This is a genomic window from Cellulomonas sp. P2_F12 (genome assembly GCF_056403775.1).
In genome coordinates, this window is the sequence record NZ_JBFUEV010000004.1 from 33,043 (window position 1) to 55,830 (window position 22,788).

A 22,788-nucleotide genomic window follows, 5' to 3' on the forward strand; every position below is an offset into this window, starting at 1 on the left:
TCAGGCCGGGCGCCACTCGTCCGCCCGCTCGAGCCGCTTGCGGACCCCCTCGCCGCCGATGCGCTCGATCTCGCCGCGCGGCCCGACGACGACCAGCAGCATCCGCGCCCGGGAGAGCCCCGTGTACAGCAGCGTCCGCGCGCGCTCCGTCTCGCGGAAGCCGTTGACGGCCAGGATCACGACCGTACGCTCGAGCCCCTTGAACCCGAGTACGTGGCCGTAGAAGACGTCCTCGCCGGCGAAGAACCCGTCCCAGTACCCGGCGTGCCCGGCGCCGCTGACCAGCCCGACCTGCTCGGGGTGGCGCGACCCCGTCGCGAGGAGCGCGATCTGCCCGGGCTGCCAGCCCTCGTCGAGGAGCTCCTCCACCATGTCGTCGGCCACCCCGATCGCCCGCTCGTAGGGCACGTCGAGGATGCGCACCGGTGCGCCGTCCATGCCGCGCGGCCTGGTCACGTCGTCACGCAGCGAGCCGCAGAGCTGGGCGATCTGCTTGGTCGAGCGCAGGTTCTCGTCGAGGCGGACCGGTGGGGTGGCGATGGGCGCGACGCCGTCCCGGCCGAACACGCGCTGCGCCTCGTCGAGGAACACGAACAGGCCGCCGCGGTCCGGGTCGCGCAGGCACCGGACCAGCGACGACCACCACTGCTCGCCGAAGTCCTGCGCCTCGTCGACGACGACGGTGTCGAACAGCTGGTCCCGCGGTCGGGCGTCGGCCAGCTCGCCCAGCCGCACCGGCAGGACCTGCTCGAAGTAGTCGACGTCGTCGTCGGCACCCGGCTCGGCGCCCCACGCGACGGGCAGGTCGTGGAAGAGGCCGACGAACGCCGGCCGCTCCCTGGGCTTCCACGTCTGCGTGATCCGTTGCAGGTACCGGCCGAGCCCGCGGGAGTAGCAGAGCAGCGCGACGCGCTCCCCGGCGGCCGCCCGACGGCGTGCCTGCTCCAGCGCGAGCCACGTCTTGCCGGTGCCCGCGCCGCCGACCACCTGCAGCCGGTCGAAGGACCGGAACAGGTCGAGCAGGTGGGCCTGGTCGTGCGTCAGGTGGTCGAGGCGGTCCTCGAACTCCGCCGCGGTGGCCAGCACCTCGACCTGCGAGGGGAAGCTGCCGGCCAGGAACTCGACCAACGCGTCCATCGCCGTCTCGTCCAGGGGCGCGAAGCCGGCGCCGTGCAGGTCGATCGCGTGCTTCACGACGCCCGCCGCCCGGCCGACGTCGTCGCGGTCGACCAGCATGGTCCGCGGCAGCTCGGGGGCGGTCCAGTCCCGGGGGACGAACGTGTGCGGGAGAGCGACCAGGTGGGCCGACCGAGCCCGCGCGGCATCGAGCCCCGCGCGCCGCAGCAGCTCGTGGAGGACGTGGCGCGCCTGCTGCACCTGGTGCACCGGGTCGATCGCGTGCCGGTTGACGCCCGAGCCCTGCCACCACCCGCCGTCCTCGCGCGTGACGTGCCCGCCCTTGACCTCGATCACCGCCAGCCCGACCCCCGGCCACGCGACCAGCAGGTCGACCTCGCGCTCGGTCGAGCCGTCCTGCAGGCCGACGTCCGCGAACAGGGCCACGTCGTCGGGCAGCTGGTCGCGCAACGCCTCCCAGACGGCGCGCTCGGCGCCGACGTCGTCGCGGAACCGCGGCTCCTCGGGGTAGAGGCGACGCATCTACAGCACCGCCGGTGTCGGTGCCTCGGCCAGCCGCCGCGCCAGCCCGCTCGCTCGCCGCGCGCGCCTGCCGACCGCCGCGCGGACCGCGTCGGCGGTGCCCACGACCACGGCCCCGTGCCGCGCGCGGGTCAGTGCCGTGTAGAGGATCTCGCGAGTCAGCAGCGGGGAGTCGGCCGAGGGCAGGACGACGGTCACGCCGTCGAACTCGCTGCCCTGGCTCTTGTGCACCGTCATGGCGTGCGCGGTCTCGACGGCGGACAGCCGGGCGGGCGCGAACCGACGGAGCTCCTGCCCCTGGGCGAACACCGCCCGCAGGGCACCGTCGTCGTCCGTCACGACAACGCCCGTGTCCCCGTTGAACAGCCGCAGGCCGTGGTCGTTCGCCGTGACCAGCAGCGGCCGGCCGGCGTAGTCGCCGCCGCGCGGGTTCTCCAGGAGGTCCTCGACGAGCCGGTTCCAGCGGTGCACGCCGGCCGGGCCGGTGCGGTGGGCGCACAGCAGCCGGTGCCGCCCGAGCACCTCGAGGGCCAGCGCCGCGTCCCCGCTCTCGGCGGCCGACCGCAGCGCGTTCGCGTGCTCGGCCAGGTTCTGCCACACCCCGGCGTCGTCGGGGTCGGCCAGCCGCACCGCAACGCCGCCGGCCGTGAGCTGGTCGATCGCGCCGTCGGCGTCGCCCGCGCGGATCGCCGCCGCGAGCCGCCCGATCCGGTCGTCCAGCCGGTGGGAGACGTCGAGCTCGACGACGCCCCGCTTCCAGCCCTCCCCGCGGGGGGCGGAGCCGAGCGCGTCGGTCACCCGCTGCAGCACGGCGGGACTGCGGGCGGGGCGTGCCTTCAGGCCGTCGACCAGGTCGCCGAGGACGGCACCCGCCTCGACGGAGGCCAGCTGACCCGGGTCGCCGATGAAGATCAGCCGGGCGTCCGGGCGGACCGCCTCGAGCAGCCGGGCCATGAGCGTCAGGGAGAGCATCGACGTCTCGTCGACGACCACGATGTCGTACGGCAGCGGGTCGTCGCGGTCGTGCCGGAACCGTTCGCCGGACCCCGGCCGGCTGCCGAGCAGGCGGTGGATGGTCGACGCCGTGAGGTCGTCCAGCCCGTGCTGGTCCGCCGCCGCCATGCTCCCGACCTGCTGCTGCACGGCCTCCTGCATGCGTGCGGCGGCCTTGCCGGTCGGCGCCGCCAGCGCGATCCGCTGGGCGCCCTGCGCCACCAGCAGCGCCAGCAGCCGGGCGACCGTCGTCGTCTTGCCGGTGCCCGGGCCGCCGGCGATCACCGTCGTCCAGCCCGCCGCGGCGGTCACCGCGGCCAGCTGCTGCGCGTGCTCCATGCCCACGCCGCCGAGGGACGTCAGCCGCGCGAGGTCCGTCCGCAGGCGGTCGACGTCGACGACCGGTGGAGCGGCGAGCTTCCGGTCCAGGATCGCCTGCAGCACCTCGGTCTCCTGGCGCCAGTACCGGTTGAGGTAGAGCGCGTCGCCGTCCACCCGCAACGGCCCGCCCTCGCCGGCGAGCACGCTCGACCCCAGGACCTGGCGCCAGTCCGGCACGGGTCCGTCGCTCACCAGCTCCTCGAGCGGCACGCAGACCGATCCCGCCCGCACCGCGCGCACCGCCAGCGCCGCCGCGACCAGCACGCGCTCGTCCGTCTCGCCGCCCAGGGCCGCCAGCCGCTGCGCGACGTGCACGTCGGCCGCGCCCAGCACCCCGCGCCGGTTCAGCTCGCGCAGCGCTCCCGTCGCGCGCCGCGCCACCCGGGCGTCGGCCTCGTCGAGCTCGGTCACCGCTCCCCCTCGTCCAGCAGGTCGGACAGGGCCACGACCAGGGCCGGGGGCGGCTCCCACGCGAACACCCCGGACGCCTGCCCGTCGTGGACCGGTGTCTCCGGCCCGCACATGCCGCGGACGTAGAGGTACAGCACGCCGCCCAGGTGGGTCGCGGGGTGATAGTCCGGTTGCCGCCAGCGCAGGAACCGGTGCAGCGCCACCGAGTACAGCAGCGCCTGCAGCGGGTAGCCGGAGTCGATCATCGAGCGGGCCATGGCGTCCTGCGCGTAGTCGTCGGCGCTGAGCCGGGCCGAGGAGCGCCCGAGCCAGTTGGTCTTGTAGTCGACGACGACGAACCGGTCGGGGCGGCCGGCCGCGCGGACCCGGAGAACGGCGTCGATGCTGCCGGTCAGGTAGCCGTGCAGGCCCTGGTCGGCGAGCTCGCGGCTCGAGAGCCTGTCGGCGTAGGCGACCAGGGGGTCGTCGGCCGGCACGGTCGCCCGGAAGACCTCGGCGAGCCTGCCCAGCCGCAACGCCGACCCGTCGGGCTGCTGGTCACCGCCCACCAGCGGCAGCTCGAAGTCCAGCTCCGCGAGCCGGTCCGTCGTCGCGAGGTCGCTGAGCGACCGGCCGTCGACCAGCGGCCCGAGCGGCGTGCGGAGCACGGGCACGAACGCGTCGGCGAGGGCGTCGGCCGTGACGCCCTGCACCGGGTGGAGGACGAGCTGCGCGGTCGCGTGGCGGAGCAGCTCGGCGCGCAGGTCCGTCGCCCGCGGGTCGACCTGCTCGAGCAACGCGTGCGCGAGGATGCCGAACGCCGCGCTGCTGGGCAGGTCGGCGAGCGGGGACGGGTGCGCTCCGACCTCGGTGGGGGTCGGGACGTCAGGCTCGTCGCCCGGCTGGTCGTCACGGGCGTCCGCCAGGCCCGGGGGCTCGTCGGACACGACGGTGACGTCCGCCTCGACCCCGTCCCGCAGGCCGACGGCGGCGGCGGGTGCACCGTGGGACACGTCGCGCGTCAGGCCCGTGAACGAGAGCCGGCGCCACTGCGACCCGAACCGGCGGCCCAGGCGCGCAGCGACCGGGACAGCGCCGGCCGCGCTCGCCGCCGGCGGCCGGGCGTCGTCGACGACGGCGGTCACGTCCTCGGCCACGATCGCGCCGGCGTCCTGCCAGGCGGCCATCGCGTCGGCGGCCTCCCGGTCCGTCAGCTGCTTCAGCGGCCGCCCGCGGAGGGCCTCGCCGACCAGGAAGTCCGTCAGCGCGGTGTCGCCGGCGTTGCTCGTCGGCGCCCACCAGACGACGACCTGGGACTTCGCCCGGGTCAGCGCGACGTAGGTCAGCCGCCGCTCCTCCCCCGTCGCCTCGGCCTTCTCCTGGGCCTTGAGCGCCTTCTGCTCCGGCGTGGGGGACCCGTCGATCGACCCCACGTACAGCGAGCGCACGCCGCCGACGTGGACCCGCTGCGGGCTGGACGTCGTGAACGACCGGTCGAACGCGAACGGCAGGTAGACGATCGGGTACTGGAGCCCCTTGCTCGCGTGCAGGGTGAGGATCTGCACGGCCTCGGCGTCGCTGTCGAGCCGCCGCCCGCGCAGCCCGTCGGCGTCGCCCTCGCCCTCGTCGCGGCGCGCCTGCAGCCACGCCCGCATGGCGCTGAGCCCGAGCCGCTCGGTCCGGCCGAGCACGTGCAGGGCCTCCCCGATCTGGCGCAGGTCGGTGTACCGCCGCGCCCCGCCGTCCTCGGCGAGCAGGCGCTTCGCGAGCCCACCCTGTGTGAGCTGGAGCTCGAGGAGCGCCGCGACGCCGTGCTCGTGGACCGCGCCCGCCCAGCCGCGCAGCAGGGTCCCGATCCGGTCGTCGACCTCCGCGTCGCTCGCCAGCTCGACGGCCGGGACCCCGAGGAACGGGCCGATCGCCGCCGCTCGCGCCAACGGTGTGCGGTGGGGCTGCTCGAGCGCCCGCAGCAGGGTGAGCCAGTCCTCGGCCGCCCGGGTCGCGTAGACGCTGCGGGTGCCGACGAGGACCGCCGGCACGCCGACCCGCGACAGCTCGTCGCGCACCTGGGCCGCGAGCTTGTGGCTGGGCACCAGGACCGCGAAGTGCCCGGCGTGGAGCGGCTCGCCCCTCGGGTGGTCGGGGGACCCGAGCCACAGCGTGGTCCCCGACGCGATGCGGGTGCCGATGTCGGCGGCGAGGTCGCGCGCGACGAGGTCCCGGACCGGGTCGACGGTGAACAGTCCTCGTGTGCCGACCGTGAGGCCCGAGCCGTCCCCGACGCGCCGGACCCGGACCGGCGGCAGGGCACCGGCGTCGTCCCGCAGCCGGGCCACCGTCTGCGTGGCATGCACCGGGTGCACCCGGATGTCGGGCGCCCCGAGCTCCTGGTCGGCCAGCAGCGTGCCGAGGGCCGTCACCAGCTGCTCGTCGCTGCGCCAGTTCTGGTCGAGCGTCCGCTGGACCGTCGCCGACCTCGCCGCCGTCTGGTACGTCTCGACGTCCCCACCCCGGAAGGCGTAGATCGCCTGCTTCGGGTCCCCCACCAGCACCAACGTGCACGCGCCGTGGAACGCCTCCCGCAGCAGCTCCCACTGCACGGGGTCGGTGTCCTGGAACTCGTCGACCAGCACCACCGGCCAGCGACCGCGCACGTTCGCCACGGCGGTCGCCACCGAGGGCGCGCGCTCCGGGTCCGTGGTCGGGCGGACCGCGGCCGCCGCGTCCCCGAGCAGGTCGTCGAAGCCCAGCAGGCGCGCCCGTCGCTTGCGGTCGGCGCTGGTCAGCCGGGCGTCCCGCGCGAACGCGAGCCGCTCCGCGTCGAGGGGACCCGGAGGCTCGGGCAGCAGCTGCGCGGTGGGGTCGCCGACGACCTTGCGGGCGACGTCGGACGCCGCCTTGTACGAGGCGAACGCCGGCTCCGAACCGGCCGGGCGCTCCGCGTTGTCCCGCACGTACAGGTCGTCGACGACGGCCGTCACCAGGTCGTCGAGGTCGGGCTCCAGCACCGCGGACGGGTCCGTGTCACCGGCGGTGCCGAGCCCCGCCAGGATCTGCTGGCACAGCTGGTGGATGGTCGTGATCGTCGCCCCGTCGAACGTCGCGATCGCCCGGTCCAGGCGGGCGACGGCGGTGTCGAGCGGGACGACGGCGCCGCGCAGTATCGAGCGCAGGACCTGGTCCCCGTCGTCGTCACCCGTGGCGGCCGCCTTCTGGACGGCCACCAGGCGCCGGCGGATGCGGCCGCGCAGCTCGGACGTGGCGGCTCGGCCGAACGTCATCACGGCGATCTGCTCGATCGGGTAGCCGGCCTCGACGACGAACCGGGTGACCAGGTCCGCGATCGCGTGCGTCTTGCCCGTGCCCGCGCTCGCCTCGAGCAGCATGGTCGTGGCGCCCGTCGGCAGGTCGGCGATGGCGGAGTAGGGCGGGAGCGCCGCTGTCATGCCGCACCCCCGGCGAGGTGGCCGAGCAGGGGGTCCCAGACCCGGCGGGCCAGGGCGCCGAACCGCGTGGTCTCGTCCGCGGACCAGGGCTCATCCGCCCGGGGTCGGTCCCCGACGATCGCGCTCCACGCGCTCTGCTCGCCCCACACGGCCACGTGCTCCTCGCGCTCGCCCTCCGGGAACTGGCCGGCGGTCCACTGGACGGAGGCGGAACGCAGCGCCGCGGTCTCGTCGGCGCCGGCCCGGCGCTCGGACGCGTAGACCGAGGACGCGTGCGCGAAGAGCGGCAGCGGCTCGCGCATCCCGCGGTCGTAGACGTCGACCAGGTCCGCGAGCACGTCCCGGGCGGTGCCGGCGTCGAGCGCCGACAGCGTCGTCGTCGCCACCGCGAACTTGGCGATGTCCTCGCGGCCGACGATGCTCGCCGTCCAGCCCTGGTCGCCCGCGCCCGCGGTGAGCGCCAGCAGGTCCACCCACGACGCGACCCGCTGCCGGGACCCGACCTTGCTCGGCGTCAGCGTCAGGGCCGTCGTCCGCCGGACGCCCCGGACGCGGCCGCTCACGCTGACCCCGGCGCCGAGGTCGACGTCCACGTCGACGTCGCGCTGCGGCTCGAGCAGCCACGTCGCCGCGGCGGCGAGCACCTCCTCCATCTCCCCGATCGCCTTGTCCACCAGCTCCTGGCCCAGCCGGCCCGGCGGGAGACCGCCGGCGCGCACCTCGACCTCCCGCAGCGTCGCGGCGTCGACGCCCGTCAGGCGGAGCCGCAGGATGCGCTCGCGCAGCTGCCACATCTCGAGCGCGTCGAGCACCAGCGGCATCCGGTCGGAGACGGCGTCCTCCTCGTGCCGCATGGCGACCTGGAGACCGGTCTGCAGGAACTCCCGCACGGGCCGCGCGAGGAAGCGGCGCAGCGACGAGAGGTCGACCACCCGGTCCGCGGGGCGCGGGAGCGGCGCCGCCAGGAACGGGGGCCGCACGCCCCGCGGCGTGGCCGCGGCCCGGGCGCCGGCCACCGCCGAGGGGTCGAAGCTGAACGGCCGGTCCGAGAGCCCGAGCTCGCCGGCGCGGAAGTTGCGGGCGTCGAACGGCTGCAACGGGTGCCGGACCACGACCTGCGAGCGCACGGTCGCGGTCGTCGTCGCGGTCCCGGTCGCGTCCAGCACGTCGAGCAGCTCGGCCACCGGCACGGCGGGGTCCCGGTCGGCGTTGGTCCGCTCGTCGTTGCCGGTGTACGTGATGACCAGGTGGTCGGTCGCGGCCATGACCGCGTCGAGCATCAGCTGGCGGTCCTCGCTGCGGGCGTCCCGCTCCCCCACCACGGGGTCCACCGCGAGGATGTCGTCGCCGTCGACGCGCGCGGCGCGCGGGAAGACGTCGTCGTCGATGCCCAGCAGGCACACCACGCGGTGGGGCACCGCGCGCATCGGGAGCATCGTGCACACCGTCAGCCCGCCGGTGCGGAACCCCGCCGTGCTGGCCCGGGGCGCGAACAGCTCGGCGACCAGCGCCCGAGCCTCCGACGACGACAGCACGGTCCCGGCCCGCGTTCCCGCACCGGTGACGAGCCCGCCCAGCACCTGCTCGACCTGCGCCCGCTGCCACCTGGCCGGACCGCGCGTGCTCGCCAGCACGTCCAGGACCTCCAGCAACAACTCCCGCCACTCGCCCACCGGCTGCGGTCGGCCCAGCACCTCGACTGCCCAGGCCACCCGGTCCACCAGCTCCGCGAACCGCCCGGCGAGGTCGACGCTGGTGCTCCCGACGCCGTCGAGCGGCACCGTGCCCGCCCAGAGCCCGCCCTCGATCTCGCCCAGCACCACCCCGGTGAGCACCCGGTCCAACCCCGCCCGCCACGTGTTCTCCGGGCGCCCGACCAGCCCGAACGGCTCCCGGTGCACGTCGTCGAGGCCCCAGCGGACGTTCGCGTCGCCCACCCAGTCGCTGATCGTGTCCACGTCGTCCTGCCCGAGCCCGAACCGCTCGCGGACCGGTTCCGACGTCAGCAGGTCCATCACGTCGCTCGCGGTGACCCGGCCGCCGACCATGTCGAGGACACGCAGCGCGAGGGACGCGAGCGGGTTCGCCTGGGCAGCCGACCGGTCGGCGACGCGGACCCGCAGGTGGTGCCCGGGGTGCCGGTCGGGCGCGTCGATGCCGTCGAGCCCGAACACGGCAGCGAGCAGCGGCGCGTACGTCTCGACGTCCGGGCACATCACGATGACGTCCCGCGGCTCGAGGCTGGGGTCGTCCGCCAGCAGCCCGACCACGACCTCGCGCAGCACCTCGACCTGCCGGGTGGGCCCATGGCAGGAGTGCACCTGCACCGACCGGTCGTCCGGACCGAGCACGTGGGCGCCGGTGGGTGCCCGGTCGGCGGCGACGTCGTCCTGCAGCCGACCCAGCAGGGTCGCCGGCCGCGCCGGCGGCGGGTGGTGCTCGTCGTGCAGCCCGACCCGCGACAGCACCAGCTGCAGCTCCCGGGAGTCCCGGCCGAACGTGCGCAGCAGGGGGTTCGCCACGACGCCGGACTCGTCGTCGGCCCGACGCGGCAGCACCGGCGGCGGCGTGACGCGGGCCCAGAGCGCGGGCGACGGGTGCGGGAGCCAGAGGTGGACGTCGGTGTGCTGCCCGAGCGCCGAGAGGAGGTCGACGTGGCCGACCGACAGGCGCGTCGCCCCGAACACCGAGACCCGGCCGGGCAGGTCCGCGGGTGCGGCCTCGCGGAGGTCCTCGACCGCGCGGTCGAGCCGCTCGACGGGATCGGGCCCGCCGACCGCGTCCCGGACCCGCCGCCACAGCTCGGCCTGCCAGCGGCGGTCCTCCCTCAGAGGCTCGCCGAGGCCGTCCTCGTCCCGACCGGCGGCCCACGCCCGGAGCATCGCGGGTCGGGCCGCGGCGTACCCGTCGAACAGCCGCGCGACGCGCCGGGCGGTCGACAGTCGCCGCGCTCGGCGCAGGTCGTCGCCCTCGTGCGTCCCGGCCAGTCCCAGGTACCGCGTGAGCCCCGCCATCCACGGTTCGCCGGCGGACGCGTCGACGACGTCGAGCACCACCCAGGCCAGCCGGTCGCGCTGCCACGGGTCCTCGGCCGGCACGCCGCTCACCTGCGCGACGAGGCGGTCCAGGGACGCGAACCGGATCGCCGCGCAGACGCCGTCCTGCCGGCCCGCCCGGGCGCCGAGCCGGTGCCCGAGCCGCTGCGCCAGCCACCGCTCGACCCCCTTGGTGGGGACGGCGACGACGTCCTCCGCGAACACGTCCGGGGGTGGCACGGCCAGCAGCTCGGCCAGCGGGGCGACGAGCGCGTCCGCGCGCTCGCTGCGGTGCACGTGCAGCGTCACCTCGGTCAGTGCCACGCGATGTCTTCGAGTCCCGACTCGACGACCACGCGGTCGGGGACCTCGACGCCGGGCTCCTGCGGCGGCGCCTCCGCGGTGAACATCGACAGGTCGTGCGCCGGAGTCCGGCGGGACACGTCGACCCGCACCGCGTTGGGGCCCTCGCAGTCGTGGAGCTGCACACCGTCGTCGGACGACACGGCCGCCCGCGCCGAGGTCGGGATCCAGGCGATCGACCGCTCGACGTAGTGGCGGCGGGACTGCCGCCCGGCGGCGGTGAACGCGTCGGTCGAGAACATCGTGCTCTCGGTCGCCGTCGCCCGGAAGAACTCCGGCTCCGGCCCCGTCTCCCCGTCCGCGTACCGGCCGATCCGGCCGACCACCCGGGTGGGAAGCTCCAGGTCACCGTCGCGGACGGCCCGGTGCAGGTCGGCGTGCGCGCGGTCGGTGAGCACCGCGCGCGCCTCGCCCGACGACCAGAACTCGCGGAGCCGCTTGCGCGGGCTCACGGGTCCGTCGAGGGCGTCCAGGTCGGCCGACCGGTACCCCTCGTTCGGTCCCGTGGGCTCGGACTCCTCGAACGCCTCGTACGCGCGGTCGAAGCTCCGGGTCGCCCAGTGCTCCGGGTACAGCACGCGGTACGCGGACATCAGGGTCGCCATCGGGATCGCGTCCTCGCCCATCGTCTGCCGCGCCACCCCCATCGACGCGGGCAGCGCCGCGACGACGTCCTCGGGCAGGTCCTCGAACTCGCGGTCCGGCGACGCCCACGGCCGGTGGATCGCCTCCCCGAGGATGCGGACCCAGTCGCGCAGCACCGTGTCGAGCAGCTGGAGCCTCGCCAGCTCGGTGCCCACGAACATCAGCTCGGCGTGGTCCCGGTGGAGCTGCGTCAGCTCCCGTTCGACCGCCCACTCGTAGGTGAGCACCGCCTTGTAGAACCGGTGGTTGGCCGCGGCCAGGAGGACGAGCGCGGTGGCGAGCAGGATGCCGCAGATGTACAGCATGTCGTCCATGGCCAGGTCGGCGTCGGCGACGAACTGGGGCCAGGAGCCGTACCGCAGCCAGACCACGGCGGCGGTCGCGACGGCCCAGATCGGCACCGTCCACAGCCACCACCGGGTGACGGCGGCCTTGGCCCGGGACAGCGCCTCGGCCGGCGGCGTGCTCGGCTTCCGGGCGGCCAGGGCGTCGAGCCGGCTCTGCAGCCGGACGCGCCGTTGCGCGACGTCGTCACCGACCTTCCACAGCACGGCGCCCGACATCTCCGAGTACCAGGCCCCGTACAGCTCCGTCTCGAGGGTCAGCGCCGTGACGGCCGCCCGTCGCCGGTCGCGCTTGCTCAGCAGCCCGGCCAGGGTCGCGTCGTCCGGGACGAGCGGAGGCAGCGCCGCCTTGGCGGGCGAGGCCTGCTCGGCGGCTGGGTCGTCGGCGGACGCGGCCTTGCCCCGGGACCTGGCCCTGGCGGACTTGGCCGCCGCGACGGCCGCCACCCGGGCGGCCTCGCGGACCTTCTCCGACTCGGCGCGCGCGTCCTCGGCCGCGGCGAGCTCGGCGGCGGCCTTCTCCGCCGCGGCCTTCGCCTTGGCGAGCTTGGCCTCCAGCTCCGTGCGGTACGCGCGCATCGCCAGCGGGTCCTCGGCGAGCACCCGCTCCCCGTCCGACCCCTCCCACTGGGCGCCCGGCGGGACGACGACCGACCCCGGCGGCAGCAGCTCGCGTCGGCCGGCCTGGCGCGGCTCGGGGAAGCCGTCGAGGTCCCCGCCGTCGACCAGCCCCAGCAGCAGCGCCCGCGGTCGCGCCCACGTGGACGGGACCGGCGCGACCGTGCGGGTGGACTCGAAGCGTGTGTTCGCGTCGATCCTGGCGCGCTCACGCTCGAGCAGCCGGGTCGAGGCCTGCGCCAGGTCGTCCACCGGCTTGGGCCCGAGCGTGACCAGGATCCCGTTCTGCGCCCCGACGACGGCCTCGGTGGCCCTCGTCTCCACGCGACCTCGCGCGCGGTCGAACACCCAGCTGGCGACGGCACCGACCGTCCGCACGTTGAACCCGGCGGCCGTGCCCAGCGCCGACCAGAAGCCGTGGTGCCGTTCGGGCGGACCCTGCGGGACCTGCTCCGACGTGGGCGCCCACTCCGGCGACTGCAGGATGTGCGTCGCCGCCTGGTCCGCGATGAGGTCCGGGCGGCTGGCCGGACGCGCCCAGGCCAGCACCGGGGCCGGCCCGACCGGACCCAGCCGTGCCGGGTCCAGGGCCTCGCCGACCAGGCGGTCGAGCATGTCCTCGCCGACCACCGAGCGGATCGAGATGCGCGCGACGACCGCGTCCGCCTCCCGCGTGGTCGAGTCCGACGTCGCCTCGTCGAGCACGCCGGCCGGGACCCCGCGCAGGATCCCCCCGATGGCCGCGAGCGCCGCGGTGGCGTGGCCGTCGAGGTTGCCCGGGTACCGGACGAACACGCTCGCGCGGTCCAGGTCCGGACGGTCCTCGGGCGAGATGACCGCGTTGACGTCCCACTGCGGCTGGAAGAGCGACGGGTCGGCGCCCGTCGCCCCGCTGACCGGCAGCACCACGACTGACCGGTGCATGCGGCACCCGGCCTCGTGGTGGTCGGTCCGCCGCGGCAGCGTCGACTCGATCGCGTCCGCGACCGCGGAACCCGTCGCGGCGAGCGACAGGTCCGAGGCGTCCTCGAGCAGCAGCAGGTGCCCGACGACCACCCGCACGAGGTCGAGCCGGAACCGCCCGACGTGCTCGAACAGGTCGACGCCCCGGACCCCGTCCGCGTCGACCGCCCACGCCTGCACGGACGGCGGCCCCGCGGGGTGCACGACCACGTCGCCCGGGGTGACCCACAGCGACGGCTCGAGGATGCCCGCCCGCGTCCAGGACTCGGCCAGACCGCGGATCGCGCTGTCGCGTGCGCCACCGCCGACGACGAACACGGTCAGGGTGCGCATGTCAGAAGAAGCCCCCACCCTCGGCCACGGGCTGCAGGGCCCCGACACTGCGACGCAGGTCCCCGAGCGAGGCGCGGATCTCGCCGCGCAGCTCGTACGACCCCGGGAAGCCGAGCAGGTCGTTGCCCTCCTCGACGCGCGAGAAGTGCTCGTCGAACTTGGCGGTCAGTGCGTCGATCCGCTGCTCGACCTTCTTGCGCCGCAGCTCCCAGTCGGCCGCGGCGCCCGACTCGCCGCGCGCGTTGGTGCCGTCGAGGATCCAGGCGGACAGCTCGTCCGGGAGGTCGTCGCCGCCGCTGCCCAGGGCGCGCAGCCGGTCGTACGGCTTCATCGGATCCAGGGACTCCGTGGCGTTCACGTCGAGCATCGCCAGGCTGACCGACTCCAGCAGCGCCGGGAGCAGGTCCGGGCCGGTCGCCTTGACCCCCGTCAGGGTGGGCCACGGGAACGCCGCCATCTTGCCGCCCTTGCCCAGGTCGGCCGGCACGAAGACGCGGGCACCCGTGTCGTCGACCTCGAGATGGTTCAGGCAGCCGGCGACGAACCAGCCGCGCACGAGCGACCGGAGCACGGCCGGCGAGAACGGCAGCGCCTCGGCCAGCGGACGCGACCGACGCCAGCGCCAGAACTCCGCCCGCTGGTCGGGCGACGCGCTCCGGGCGCCCCACTCGCTGGCGATGGGCCGCATCAGGCTGTCGAAGACGACAGGCTCGTACGGCTCGCGGTTGACCGTGAAGATGTCGATGAAGGCGCCGTCGCCGTCGCTGAACGACTTGGCCACGCCCTCGTTCCACTGGCCGCGCGACTCCAGCAGCGTGCGGAAGCGTTCGCGGGCCGGCGACTTCTCCGGCAGCGGCACCTCGCTGAACAGCGTGGAGTACGACACCTCGTTCTTGCCGTGCACCTGCACGAGCACGGACGGGTTGATGCTCACCAGGGGCGAGCCGGCGTTGAGGGCGGCGATGAGCTGGCCCTCGAAGCGCTGCAGCCGGGCCGCGAGCTCGGCCGGCCCGACGCTCGTCGGGTCGAGGTAGTCGCGCAGCCCCTCGCCCATGTAGCGGCCGGCCGCCGTCCCGTCGCGGTGGAGCCAGGTGCGCGCCCGCTCGAGCAGGTCGTCGGCGCCGGCGTGCACCGCGAACGACGCCCGGCTGGGCGCGGCGGTGACCGTGCGGTGCAGGAGGTGGTTGCGCGGCACCCAGTCCGACGTCCGCGCGATCAGGTCCTGCTTGACCCCGTCGACCTCGTCCGTGCCGAGGAGCACCTGGATGTCCGCCGACTTGCGGGCGTCGCGCGGCTGCTCGATGCCGAGGGTCCGGGACACCAGCGACGACAGGATGTCGGGGTAGTCGTCCGGCTTCTCCAGCAGGAACTCGTTGGGGGCCGGGCGCAGGCGGATCGGGATGACGTCGCCCTCGGGCCACAGCGCGACGATCGACGGACGCCCGTCCGGTCGGGCGCCGCGGGCCTCGGCCAGCGCCTCGAGCCCGTGCTCGACGGCCTGGATCAGGGGGTCTAGCACGTTCTCGACCAGGTCGGGGATGAGCTCGACCGCGAGGTCGCGGATCTCCGCCTCCTGCTCCTCGGCGAGGGTGTGCACGGCCCGCTTGACCGCCTCGGCCAGCCGGTCGGTGGTCTTCAGGACGACCGCGGTGTCGGCGTCGTCGAGCGCGCCGCGGATCTGCTGGTCCACGTCGGCGGCCCAGCGGCGGCTCGCGCTGGCCTCGCCCCGGAGCTCGTCGCGGACCTGCCGCACCTCGGTCGCCAGCCGCCGAAGGAGCTCGACCGTCACGGGCGCGCCGCTGGACGCGACGTACCGCGCCGCGAGCGCGGTGAGGTCGCGCTGGATGCTGTCGACCCAGGCCCGGGCGGCATCCGTCCGCGCGGCGAGCTGGGTGGTCTGGAAGTGGGAGCGGCGCTCGGCGACGAGGTTGCGGATGTTGCGACGGACGTTCTCGGCCCGCTCGCCCTTCTCCGAGATGGCGTCGCGCGACTTCGCCTGCACCTCTCCGAAGACGGCCTTCAGGTCGTCGCGCAGGGACTCCGGGCGCAGGGCGTCGACGATCTGGTTGCGGTCCTTGCCGCGCTCGTCCAGCCCCGACGCCGCCAGGAACCCGCCGAACACGTCGTCCGCCGTGTCCCGGACCAGCTGCTTGTCGGTCCGGTCGTCGCCGCGCTGCCGCAGCTCCTCGTGCCGACGCGTGAACCGCTCGACGACCGTGCGGGCCAGGTGCTCGCTCGCGTAGTCGCGGAACCGGTCCCGGCCGAGCCCGACGCGGGACGAGCCGAGCGCGGCGAACGGCGTCTCGGTGCCCTGAGTGTGCAGCGAGAGCTTGTCGGGGACCGCCTGGGCCGTCGGGGCCCAGTTGCCCTGCGTGTACGTCGAGAGGGCGTCCTGCAGCCGCTCGCTGACCACCCATGCGCCCAGCGACCGACCGAGGGCGCGGTAGATGTCGTTCTGGGTCTGGTAGGTGACGTGCTCGTTGCGGGCGCCGACGAGGAACGGGTACCGCGGCCCGAGCCGCCGGGCGTTGCCCAGCTGCACGCCGTACCGGGCGAACAGCTCGGTGGTCCCCTCGGTCGCGCCGTCCTCGTTCCAGAAGCCGCTGAGCAGCTCGGCCAGCGCCGCCAGCGAGTTGGGGCGCACGCCGCGGCGGGCCTCCTCGGGCAGGTAGTCGAAGACGTCCGGGGCGTACAGGACGCCGACGATCTCGCTCGCCCACTTGTCGCCGAGCGCGCGCACCGCGTCGCACACGTCGATCACGGCGCCCGAGCCGCTGCCGCCCGCGATGGAGGAGACGACGATGACCGTCGGCTCGTGCACCACCGACGACGGCTCACCGCCGAGCTTCTTGGTGACCTGCTGCAGCTCGCCGACCACCTCGGCCCCGGTCAGCTGGCGCCGGGCGCTCTGGAGCGCTTCGCGCACCCGGTCCAGCCCGGCCACCGTGATGACGCGGCCGAGCGCCCGGTACTGACCGGCGCCCTTGCTCGCGGGGATGTTCACGCGGTTGGGGTCCGGACGCCATCCGCCGAGCGCGTCGGCCAGGTGGGCGCTGGCGGTGCTGGTCATCGCCGCGTCGATCGTCCGGTAGTCAACTCCCGTGGCGACCAGGCCCTGGTAGTCCCTGTCGGGCAGCTGCCCGGGCAGGTCCGAGTCGTTGCCGTCCGCGACCGTGGGCACGTCGATGTGCAGGAACTGCCACGCGCGCGGGAGGTCACCGGACCAGCCGGCCTGCTGGAGCCGGCGCTCGAGGTCCTCGCGGACCACACGGAGCGTCTTGCCGCCGGAGCCGCCGACGCCGACGAGGAGAAACGGACGAAGCATGAGGTGTCCTTGTGGTGAGAAAGAGCGTGCGGGTGGTCTAGTCCCAGTTCATCTGGCTCGGAGGTGCGTCGCCGGCAGCGTCGTCGGCGGCGGGTGGTGGGGTCGATGAGGTCGACCGTTCGGGGCGCGGACGCCCCCGTCGGCCGCGTGGTCCCTTGCCGGTGGGCTCGGGCGTGGGCGAGCTGCTGGGACCGAGGTCGTCGGCCCAGTCGGATCCGGAGGTCGACCGAGGCGGTGCCGCCGGCGCGTCGTCGTCGGCCCACGACGCCGTCGGGGCCGGGCGCTCCTCGGCGGCGACGGGCGTCGCCGTCGTGGGTGCCGGGGCGCGACCCGCGGCCTTCGCGGCGACCGCGCCGCGCGCGCTCACCACACCCAGGACCGCGTCGACGATCCGGTCCCACGGGGCGTCGCGCACCTCGTCGAGCCGGTCGGGCAGGGCGGCCGCGACGCCGTCGCGGGAGTCGATCACCATGGCCAGCCGGCCCTGGACGTCGGCCGCGCCCGGCGCCGGCGGCTCAGCGACCAGCACGAACCCGACCGAGCCGGGCAGCTGGACCGTCGCCGTCCGGCCGTCGCCGCGGATGAGCTCGTTGCCGGCGGTCGTGACGACGATCGAGTCCCCCGCGGCGCGGACCACGCCCGTCCCCGACTTCAGCGGGAACCAGGGGAACGTCCTCCGGTACTCGAGCCCGGCCGCGTCGAACTTGGCCAGGCGTCCCGGCCTCGACACCCGGAGCGCCTCGAAGTCGAAGGCCGGCTCGAGCAGGTTCGGGTGGTCGGCGTTCGCCCGGCGGATGCCCGCGGCGCTGACCAGCACCGGCACGGACGCGACGCGCGCGTCGGTGGTGAGCCGGAAGCGGTCCGCGACGCGCCGCGAGACCTCCGCGGTGAGCCACGCGATGAGCAGGGCGACCAGCGAGAACAGGGCCACCAGGCCCCAGCGCTTCCCCTCGTCGACGGGCCGGGTCATGGACAGCCCGACGGGCACGGTGAGCGTCACGTCGTCGCCGCCGTTGGCACCGGTGAGGGTGATCGGCAGGGTCCCGTCGACCCGACCGTCCGCGGGGTGCTGGGACGAGACCTCGACGGTGATCTGCGCCGTGCCGTCGGCCGGGACGTCGACGCAGGGGTTGTCCGGCGTCAGCGTGATCGTGCCGGCGGGGTCGGGAGCGTCGGTGAACGTCGCGTCCGCGACGCAGGCCCGCGTGGCCCCGTCCTTCGACCCGGTGAAGGTGAGCGTCCCGCTCGTCGTGCCGTCACCGACGAGGTTGGGCAGGAGCAACCGGCTCGGCGCGACGGTCGGGTAGGACGTCGGCAGTGCCGTCGGCAGGTCGGCGCGCGAGGTGACGGGCCCGAGGGGGATCTCGCTCGGCGCGCTCACCCCGCGGGCCGTCGCCTCGATCGCCATCGACGAGGCCGCCCCCTCGGCGGGGACCGTCACGTCGAGCGAGAAGGACCCGTCGCCGAGGTCCTTGACGTCGCTGCTCGCGTCGACGCCGGCGACGGTCACCGCGAGGTCCAGGTCCCCGGAGAGCTCGTCCGGCGACACCGGGCTGCCGTCCTTGTGCTGGGGGGTCACCGTGACTGTGCTGGTCTCGCCGATGGTGAGGCCGCGCTCCGGCCCCTCGATCGCCAGGTCGACGCCCCAGAAGTAGTAGAGGTCCACGAGGCTCGCCGTGCTGCCCAGCTGCAGGGTCCAGTCGCCCCCGTCGGAGCCGGCGGGCGGGAACGTGACGTCGATCGTCATCAGGCCCTCGCGGTCGCTGACGACCACCTGCGCCCCGTCGGCCTGGGACGACGGCACGTCCAGGGGGACCGTCGTGCCGTCCGAGGCCAGCAGCGTCGGCAGGGCCGCACCGGCGTCGCGCTCGAGGACCACGCGGAAGCGCCCGATGCCGCGGTCCGCCGGGATGGTCAGCGTGCCGTCCACGCACTCGGCCGACGGGCACTCGAGCGACTTCCACGACGTGCCGCCCGCGATGAGCGCGGCGGCCTGGGCGAAGAGGCGTCGCATCGCGTCGGCGTCGTCGGCACGCAGGAACGCGCCGCCGGCGGAGGTGGCGGGGATCGGGACCGTGCCGCACGTCTCGGCGCCGCCGGTGCCCTCCGCGATCGCCTGCAGCCGGTCCTGGTCCTGCTGCGTGACCGAACCCTCGGTGAACAGCGCGAGGGCGATGATCGCGATCCGGTCGCCGCGCACCCCGTCGATCTGCCCCTGCTGCGTGCAGAGCTCGGCGCGGGCGGCGTCCGTGGCGGGCTCGCTGCCGCCGGTGCCGTCCACGTCGAGCCGACCGTCCGTGAACCAGAGCAGGACCTTGCAGCTGGTGCCGCCGACGGCGGTCGCCTGCGCGTCGAGGGAGGACTGTGCGCCCCGCAGGGCCGCCCGGTAGTCCGTGAGGTTCTCGCGGTCGCGACTCGGCAGGTCGGCGGTCGCCGAGCCCTCCAGCGCGGCCAGCTGGGACCCGTCGACCGAGCCCCACCCGACGAGCTCCTCGTACTGCGCGCCGAACGTGGCCAGGCTCGCCTGCACGTCCAGCGACCCGTTGCTCTCGGCGCGCAGCGAGGCGAGCGAGTCGAGGGCGGTCGCGATGGCCTGGACGCGCTTGTCGTCGGGGTCGGTCTGCCGCAGCGACCCCGACGCGTCCACGACGATCGCGGCGAGCAGGTGGTCGGAGGTCGCGGCGCAGCTGGCGACGTCGGCGAACGCCGCCGCTCCCGCGTCGCTCAGGTCGGACGCCGCCGTCGCCGACGGGGCCAGCACGAGCGCGGCGGACGCCGCCACCCCGGCCGCGGCGAGCCACGCCAGGGCCCGTCGGACGCGCCTCACTTGGCGAGCTCCGTGGCGAGGAAGAAGGCGTTGAGCAGCCCGGCGAGGACGCCGACGACGAGCGCCCACGTGGCCAGGCGGTCCAGCCACGGCTGCGGGCGGAACGCGGGGTCCGGGCGGCGGGCGTTGCGCATCGCGCGGTAGACGCTGGCGACGACGGTGGTGACGACGGCCCCGAGCACGTACCCCGCGATCAGCAGGACGCGCGACGGAGGATCGAGGACGAGGGCCGAGACGAGGGCGAGAACCACGGAGAGCAGGGCGACCGCCACGGCCGCGAACGCGGGCCACGCGGGGGCTCGGACGGCGTCGCGCCGGACCAGGGTGTCGGCCACACGTCCTCCCGTCGACGTCGTCGTCCGCATCGGGTTCGACGGGGCAATCGTTGAACTCTAGGAACCAGCACGGACATCCGTCCTGGTCCTTCGTCCTGCAGATCCCCCCGCGCCGCACCCGATCTGCGGCTCATCTGCAGATTGTCACGGCCGCCCCCCCGAGACAATGCGGTCATCCACCCCACAAGCGTCGTAGCAGCGCGTCAGCCCTTTTCACCCGGTCGACGTTCACCCGTCCGTGACCCCGACCCGACGGCCCCCGCGCGCGGCATCGGCACGCAGGCGGTAGGAACGGACCCCATGAGGATTCACGACACCGGTGACCTGTGGTGGAAGAACGCCGTCATCTACTGCCTGGACGTCGAGACGTTCATGGACTGGAACGACGACGGCGTCGGCGACCTCCCGGGCCTGGTGCAGAGGATCGACCACCTGGCCGACCTGGGCGTCACGTGCCTGTGGCTCATGCCGTTCTACCCGACGCAGGACTACGACGACGGCTACGACATCTCGGACTTCCTGGGGGTCGACCCGCGGCTGGGCGACGTGGGCGACCTGGTCGAGGTGATCCGGACCGCCCGCGACCGCGGGATCCGGGTGATCGCGGACCTCGTCGTCAACCACACGTCGTGGAAGCACCGGTGGTTCCAGGAGTCCCGCAAGAGCCTCGACAACCCGTACCGCGACTTCTACGTCTGGCGGAAGGACAAGCCCCCGTCCACCAAGGACAGGGTCGTCTTCCCGGACAAGGAGACGGGCATCTGGACCAAGGACGACGCGACCGGCGAGTGGTACCGGCACACGTTCTACCACCAGCAGCCGGACCTCAACACGGCGAACCCGCAGGTCAGGGACGCGATCGCGAAGGTGATCGGGTACTGGGCCGAGCTGGGGCTGAGCGGGTTCCGGGTCGACGCCGTGCCGTTCTTCCTCGCCGACGCGGCGAAGACCCCCGGCGACGACGTCGTCCACAAGCACGACTTCCTCAAGGAGCTCCGCTCGTTCCTCACCCGACGGGTGGGCGACGCGATCCTCATGGGCGAGGTCAACCTGCCGTACGCGGAGCAGCGGCTCTACTTCGGCGGCGAGACGGCCGACAGCGACGAGCTGACGCTGCAGTTCGACTTCATCGGCATGCAGAACCTCTACCTCGCGCTCGCCCGGCACGACGCCCGCCCGATCGCCGACGCGCTGTCGAAGCGGCCCGAGATCCCGCACGACGCCCAGTGGGCCACGTTCGTCCGCAACCACGACGAGCTCACGCTGGACAAGCTGTCGGACGAGGAGCGCCAGGAGGTGTTCGACGCCCTCGGTCCGGACCCGGACATGCAGCTCTACGGCCGCGGCCTGCGGCGTCGCCTGCCGACGATGCTGGACGGCGACCCCCGCCGCATCCGGATGGTCTACTCGCTGCTCTTCTCGCTGCCGGGCACGCCGGTCCTGTTCTACGGCGAGGAGATCGGCATGGGCGAGAACCTCGCCGCCGAGGGGCGGATGGCCGTCCGCACCCCGATGCAGTGGACCTCGGGCACGAACGGCGGATTCTCGCAGGCGCCGGCGCGCAGGCTGTCGGGTCCGGTCACCCCGGGCGGGTACTCCCCCGAGCACGTGAACGTGGCCGACCAGCGCCGCGACCCCGGGTCGCTGCTCAACTTCGTCCAGCTGCTGGTCCGCCGCTACCGGGAGTCCCCCGAGCTCGGCTGGACCGCGCGGGCCGAGATCCTCGCGCAGCCGCACCACTCGGTCCTCGCCCACCGCAGCACCTGGGGTGACGGCTCGACGATCGCGGTGCACAACCTCGCTCCGGACGCCGTCACCGTGCCGCTGCGGTTCGCCGACTGCGACGACACGGTCGAGCTGGTCGACCTGCTGCAGGACGGCTCGTGCACGATCGACGCCGACGGCCGCACCGACGTCGACGTCGAGGGCTACGGCTACCGCTGGCTGCGGGTGGTCCGGCAGGGCGACCGCCGGCTGATCTGAAGCGATTCGCGCCACCCGCCGGTCGGCTCGCTCAGCACACTCCCAGAAAACTCGCGTACCGTGCCGAGGTCCGCCGCCTCCCCGGGCGGGACCCAAAACGACGGAGGACCTTCGTGCGCCGCACGACCACCGCCCGCCGCGGCCTCGCCGCGGCCGCAGTCGCCCTGACCCTCGGCCTGTCGCTGGCCGCCTGCTCCGGTGACTCCGGCGCCGACCCGTCCGCGTCGCCCTCCGCGTCGTCGACGTCGGCCGAGAACGCCGCCGACACCGCCGCGCTCGCCCAGGTGAAGGTCGAGGGAGAAGCCGGCAGCAAGCCGACCATCACGCTCCCGTCGACGCCGTTCACCGTGACCGGCCTGACCGTGCGCGTCGTCGACGAGGGCACGGGCGCCGAGATCACCGAGGGCCAGACGCTCTCCATCCAGACCACGGCGATCTCCGGCAAGGACGGCAGCGCGCTCGGCGACACCTACTCGAGCACCCCTGAGACCCTCGTCGCGGACGACCAGCTGCTCCCGGCGCTGCACGACGCGCTCGTCGGCCAGAAGGTCGGCGTCCGCATCCTGTTCGCCGTCCCCGGTGACGACGGCACGACGAACGTGGTCGTCGGCGAGGTCGTGGACGCCAAGGACACGCCGCCGGTGCCCAAGCGCGCCGAGGGTGAGGCCGTGACCCCGCCCGCCGGCCTGCCGACCGTGACGCTCGACGCCGACGGCAAGCCGTCGATCACGCCGCTCACCGACCCGGCGCCCACCACGCTGGTCGCGCAGACGCTGATCAAGGGCGCCGGCGCTCCGGTGACCGCGGACCAGACGCTGACGGTGCACTACACCGGCTGGCTCTGGGACGGCACGCAGTTCGACTCCTCGTGGGACCGCGGCGAGCCGGCGACGTTCGCGCTGAGCGGCGTCATCCCCGGCTGGACCCAGGGCCTCACGGGCCAGACGGTCGGCAGCCAGGTGCTGCTGATCATCCCGCCGGACCTCGGTTACGGGGCCACGGCCAGCGGCTCGATCCCGGCGAACTCCACGCTGGTGTTCGTGGTGGACATCCTCGCCGCCAGCTGACCCACCCCTGCACGCAGCACGAGCCCGGGACGCCTCGCGTCCCGGGCTCGTGGCGTCCTAGGGTGGCCGGAAGAGCCAGAC

Annotated in this window: 10 protein-coding genes; 2 read left to right on the forward strand and 8 right to left on the reverse strand. The window is 74.7% G+C overall.

Features of this window, described 5'->3' with window-relative positions:
- From AC1DWH_RS10740 to AC1DWH_RS10775, 8 genes are read right to left on the reverse strand one after another with little or no spacing between them, the layout of a single operon-like run.
- The gene (locus AC1DWH_RS10740; RefSeq protein WP_477093662.1) at nucleotides 1-1,659 is read right to left on the reverse strand and encodes a nuclease-related domain-containing DEAD/DEAH box helicase; all 1,659 of its coding nucleotides are present in this window, start codon (nucleotides 1,657-1,659) and stop codon (nucleotides 1-3) included.
- Complete coding sequence (recD, locus tag AC1DWH_RS10745) at nucleotides 1,660-3,444, reverse strand: exodeoxyribonuclease V subunit alpha (RefSeq protein WP_477093663.1); 1,785 nt, start codon at nucleotides 3,442-3,444, stop codon at nucleotides 1,660-1,662.
- A complete protein-coding gene (locus tag AC1DWH_RS10750; protein WP_477093664.1) occupies nucleotides 3,441-6,869 on the reverse strand; it encodes a UvrD-helicase domain-containing protein in 3,429 nt (1,142 codons plus the stop codon). The genes recD and AC1DWH_RS10750 overlap by 4 nt, the downstream gene beginning before the upstream one ends.
- On the reverse strand, nucleotides 6,866-10,228 hold the full coding sequence (gene recC, locus AC1DWH_RS10755; RefSeq protein WP_477093665.1) for an exodeoxyribonuclease V subunit gamma: 3,363 nt from the start codon (nucleotides 10,226-10,228) through the stop codon (nucleotides 6,866-6,868). Before recC ends, AC1DWH_RS10750 begins: the two co-directional genes overlap by 4 nt.
- Nucleotides 10,219-13,170, reverse strand: a complete 2,952-nt coding sequence (locus tag AC1DWH_RS10760; protein ID WP_477093666.1) for a hypothetical protein — start codon at nucleotides 13,168-13,170, stop codon at nucleotides 10,219-10,221. Before AC1DWH_RS10760 ends, recC begins: the two co-directional genes overlap by 10 nt.
- A 1-nt stretch (nucleotide 13,171) precedes the next feature.
- A complete protein-coding gene (locus AC1DWH_RS10765) occupies nucleotides 13,172-16,495 on the reverse strand; it encodes a tubulin-like doman-containing protein (RefSeq protein ID WP_477093667.1) in 3,324 nt (1,107 codons plus the stop codon).
- A 37-nt stretch (nucleotides 16,496-16,532) separates the two neighbouring features.
- Nucleotides 16,533-19,322 carry a vWA domain-containing protein gene (locus AC1DWH_RS10770; protein ID WP_477093668.1) on the reverse strand — a complete coding sequence of 930 codons (2,790 nt, stop codon included), beginning with the start codon at nucleotides 19,320-19,322 and terminating at the stop codon, nucleotides 16,533-16,535.
- Nucleotides 19,319-19,657: a hypothetical protein gene (locus AC1DWH_RS10775; protein WP_477093669.1), complete on the reverse strand. Its 339-nt coding sequence runs from the start codon at nucleotides 19,655-19,657 to the stop codon at nucleotides 19,319-19,321. Before AC1DWH_RS10775 ends, AC1DWH_RS10770 begins: the two co-directional genes overlap by 4 nt.
- 300 nt (nucleotides 19,658-19,957) lie before the next feature.
- On the opposite strand from AC1DWH_RS10775, the gene AC1DWH_RS10780 reads away from it, so the two are divergent.
- Both AC1DWH_RS10780 and AC1DWH_RS10785 read left to right on the forward strand, forming a co-directional pair.
- A complete protein-coding gene (locus AC1DWH_RS10780; RefSeq protein ID WP_477093670.1) occupies nucleotides 19,958-21,640 on the forward strand; it encodes an alpha-amylase family protein in 1,683 nt (560 codons plus the stop codon).
- A 113-nt stretch (nucleotides 21,641-21,753) separates the two neighbouring features.
- On the forward strand, nucleotides 21,754-22,707 hold the full coding sequence (locus AC1DWH_RS10785) for an FKBP-type peptidyl-prolyl cis-trans isomerase (RefSeq protein WP_477093671.1): 954 nt from the start codon (nucleotides 21,754-21,756) through the stop codon (nucleotides 22,705-22,707).
- The last annotated feature ends 81 nt before the right edge of the window (nucleotides 22,708-22,788 follow it).

Bases quoted from the DNA above. Each gene is read 5' to 3' on its own strand.
- AC1DWH_RS10740 (WP_477093662.1), bottom strand. From the start codon at position 1,659: ATGCGTCGCCTCTACCCCGAGGAGCCGCGGTTCCGCGACGACGTCGGC.
- AC1DWH_RS10750 (WP_477093664.1), bottom strand. From the start codon at position 6,869: ATGACAGCGGCGCTCCCGCCCTACTCCGCCATCGCCGACCTGCCGACG.
- AC1DWH_RS10760 (WP_477093666.1), bottom strand. From the start codon at position 13,170: ATGCGCACCCTGACCGTGTTCGTCGTCGGCGGTGGCGCACGCGACAGC.
- AC1DWH_RS10765 (WP_477093667.1), bottom strand. From the start codon at position 16,495: ATGCTTCGTCCGTTTCTCCTCGTCGGCGTCGGCGGCTCCGGCGGCAAG.
- AC1DWH_RS10780 (WP_477093670.1), top strand. From the start codon at position 19,958: ATGAGGATTCACGACACCGGTGACCTGTGGTGGAAGAACGCCGTCATC.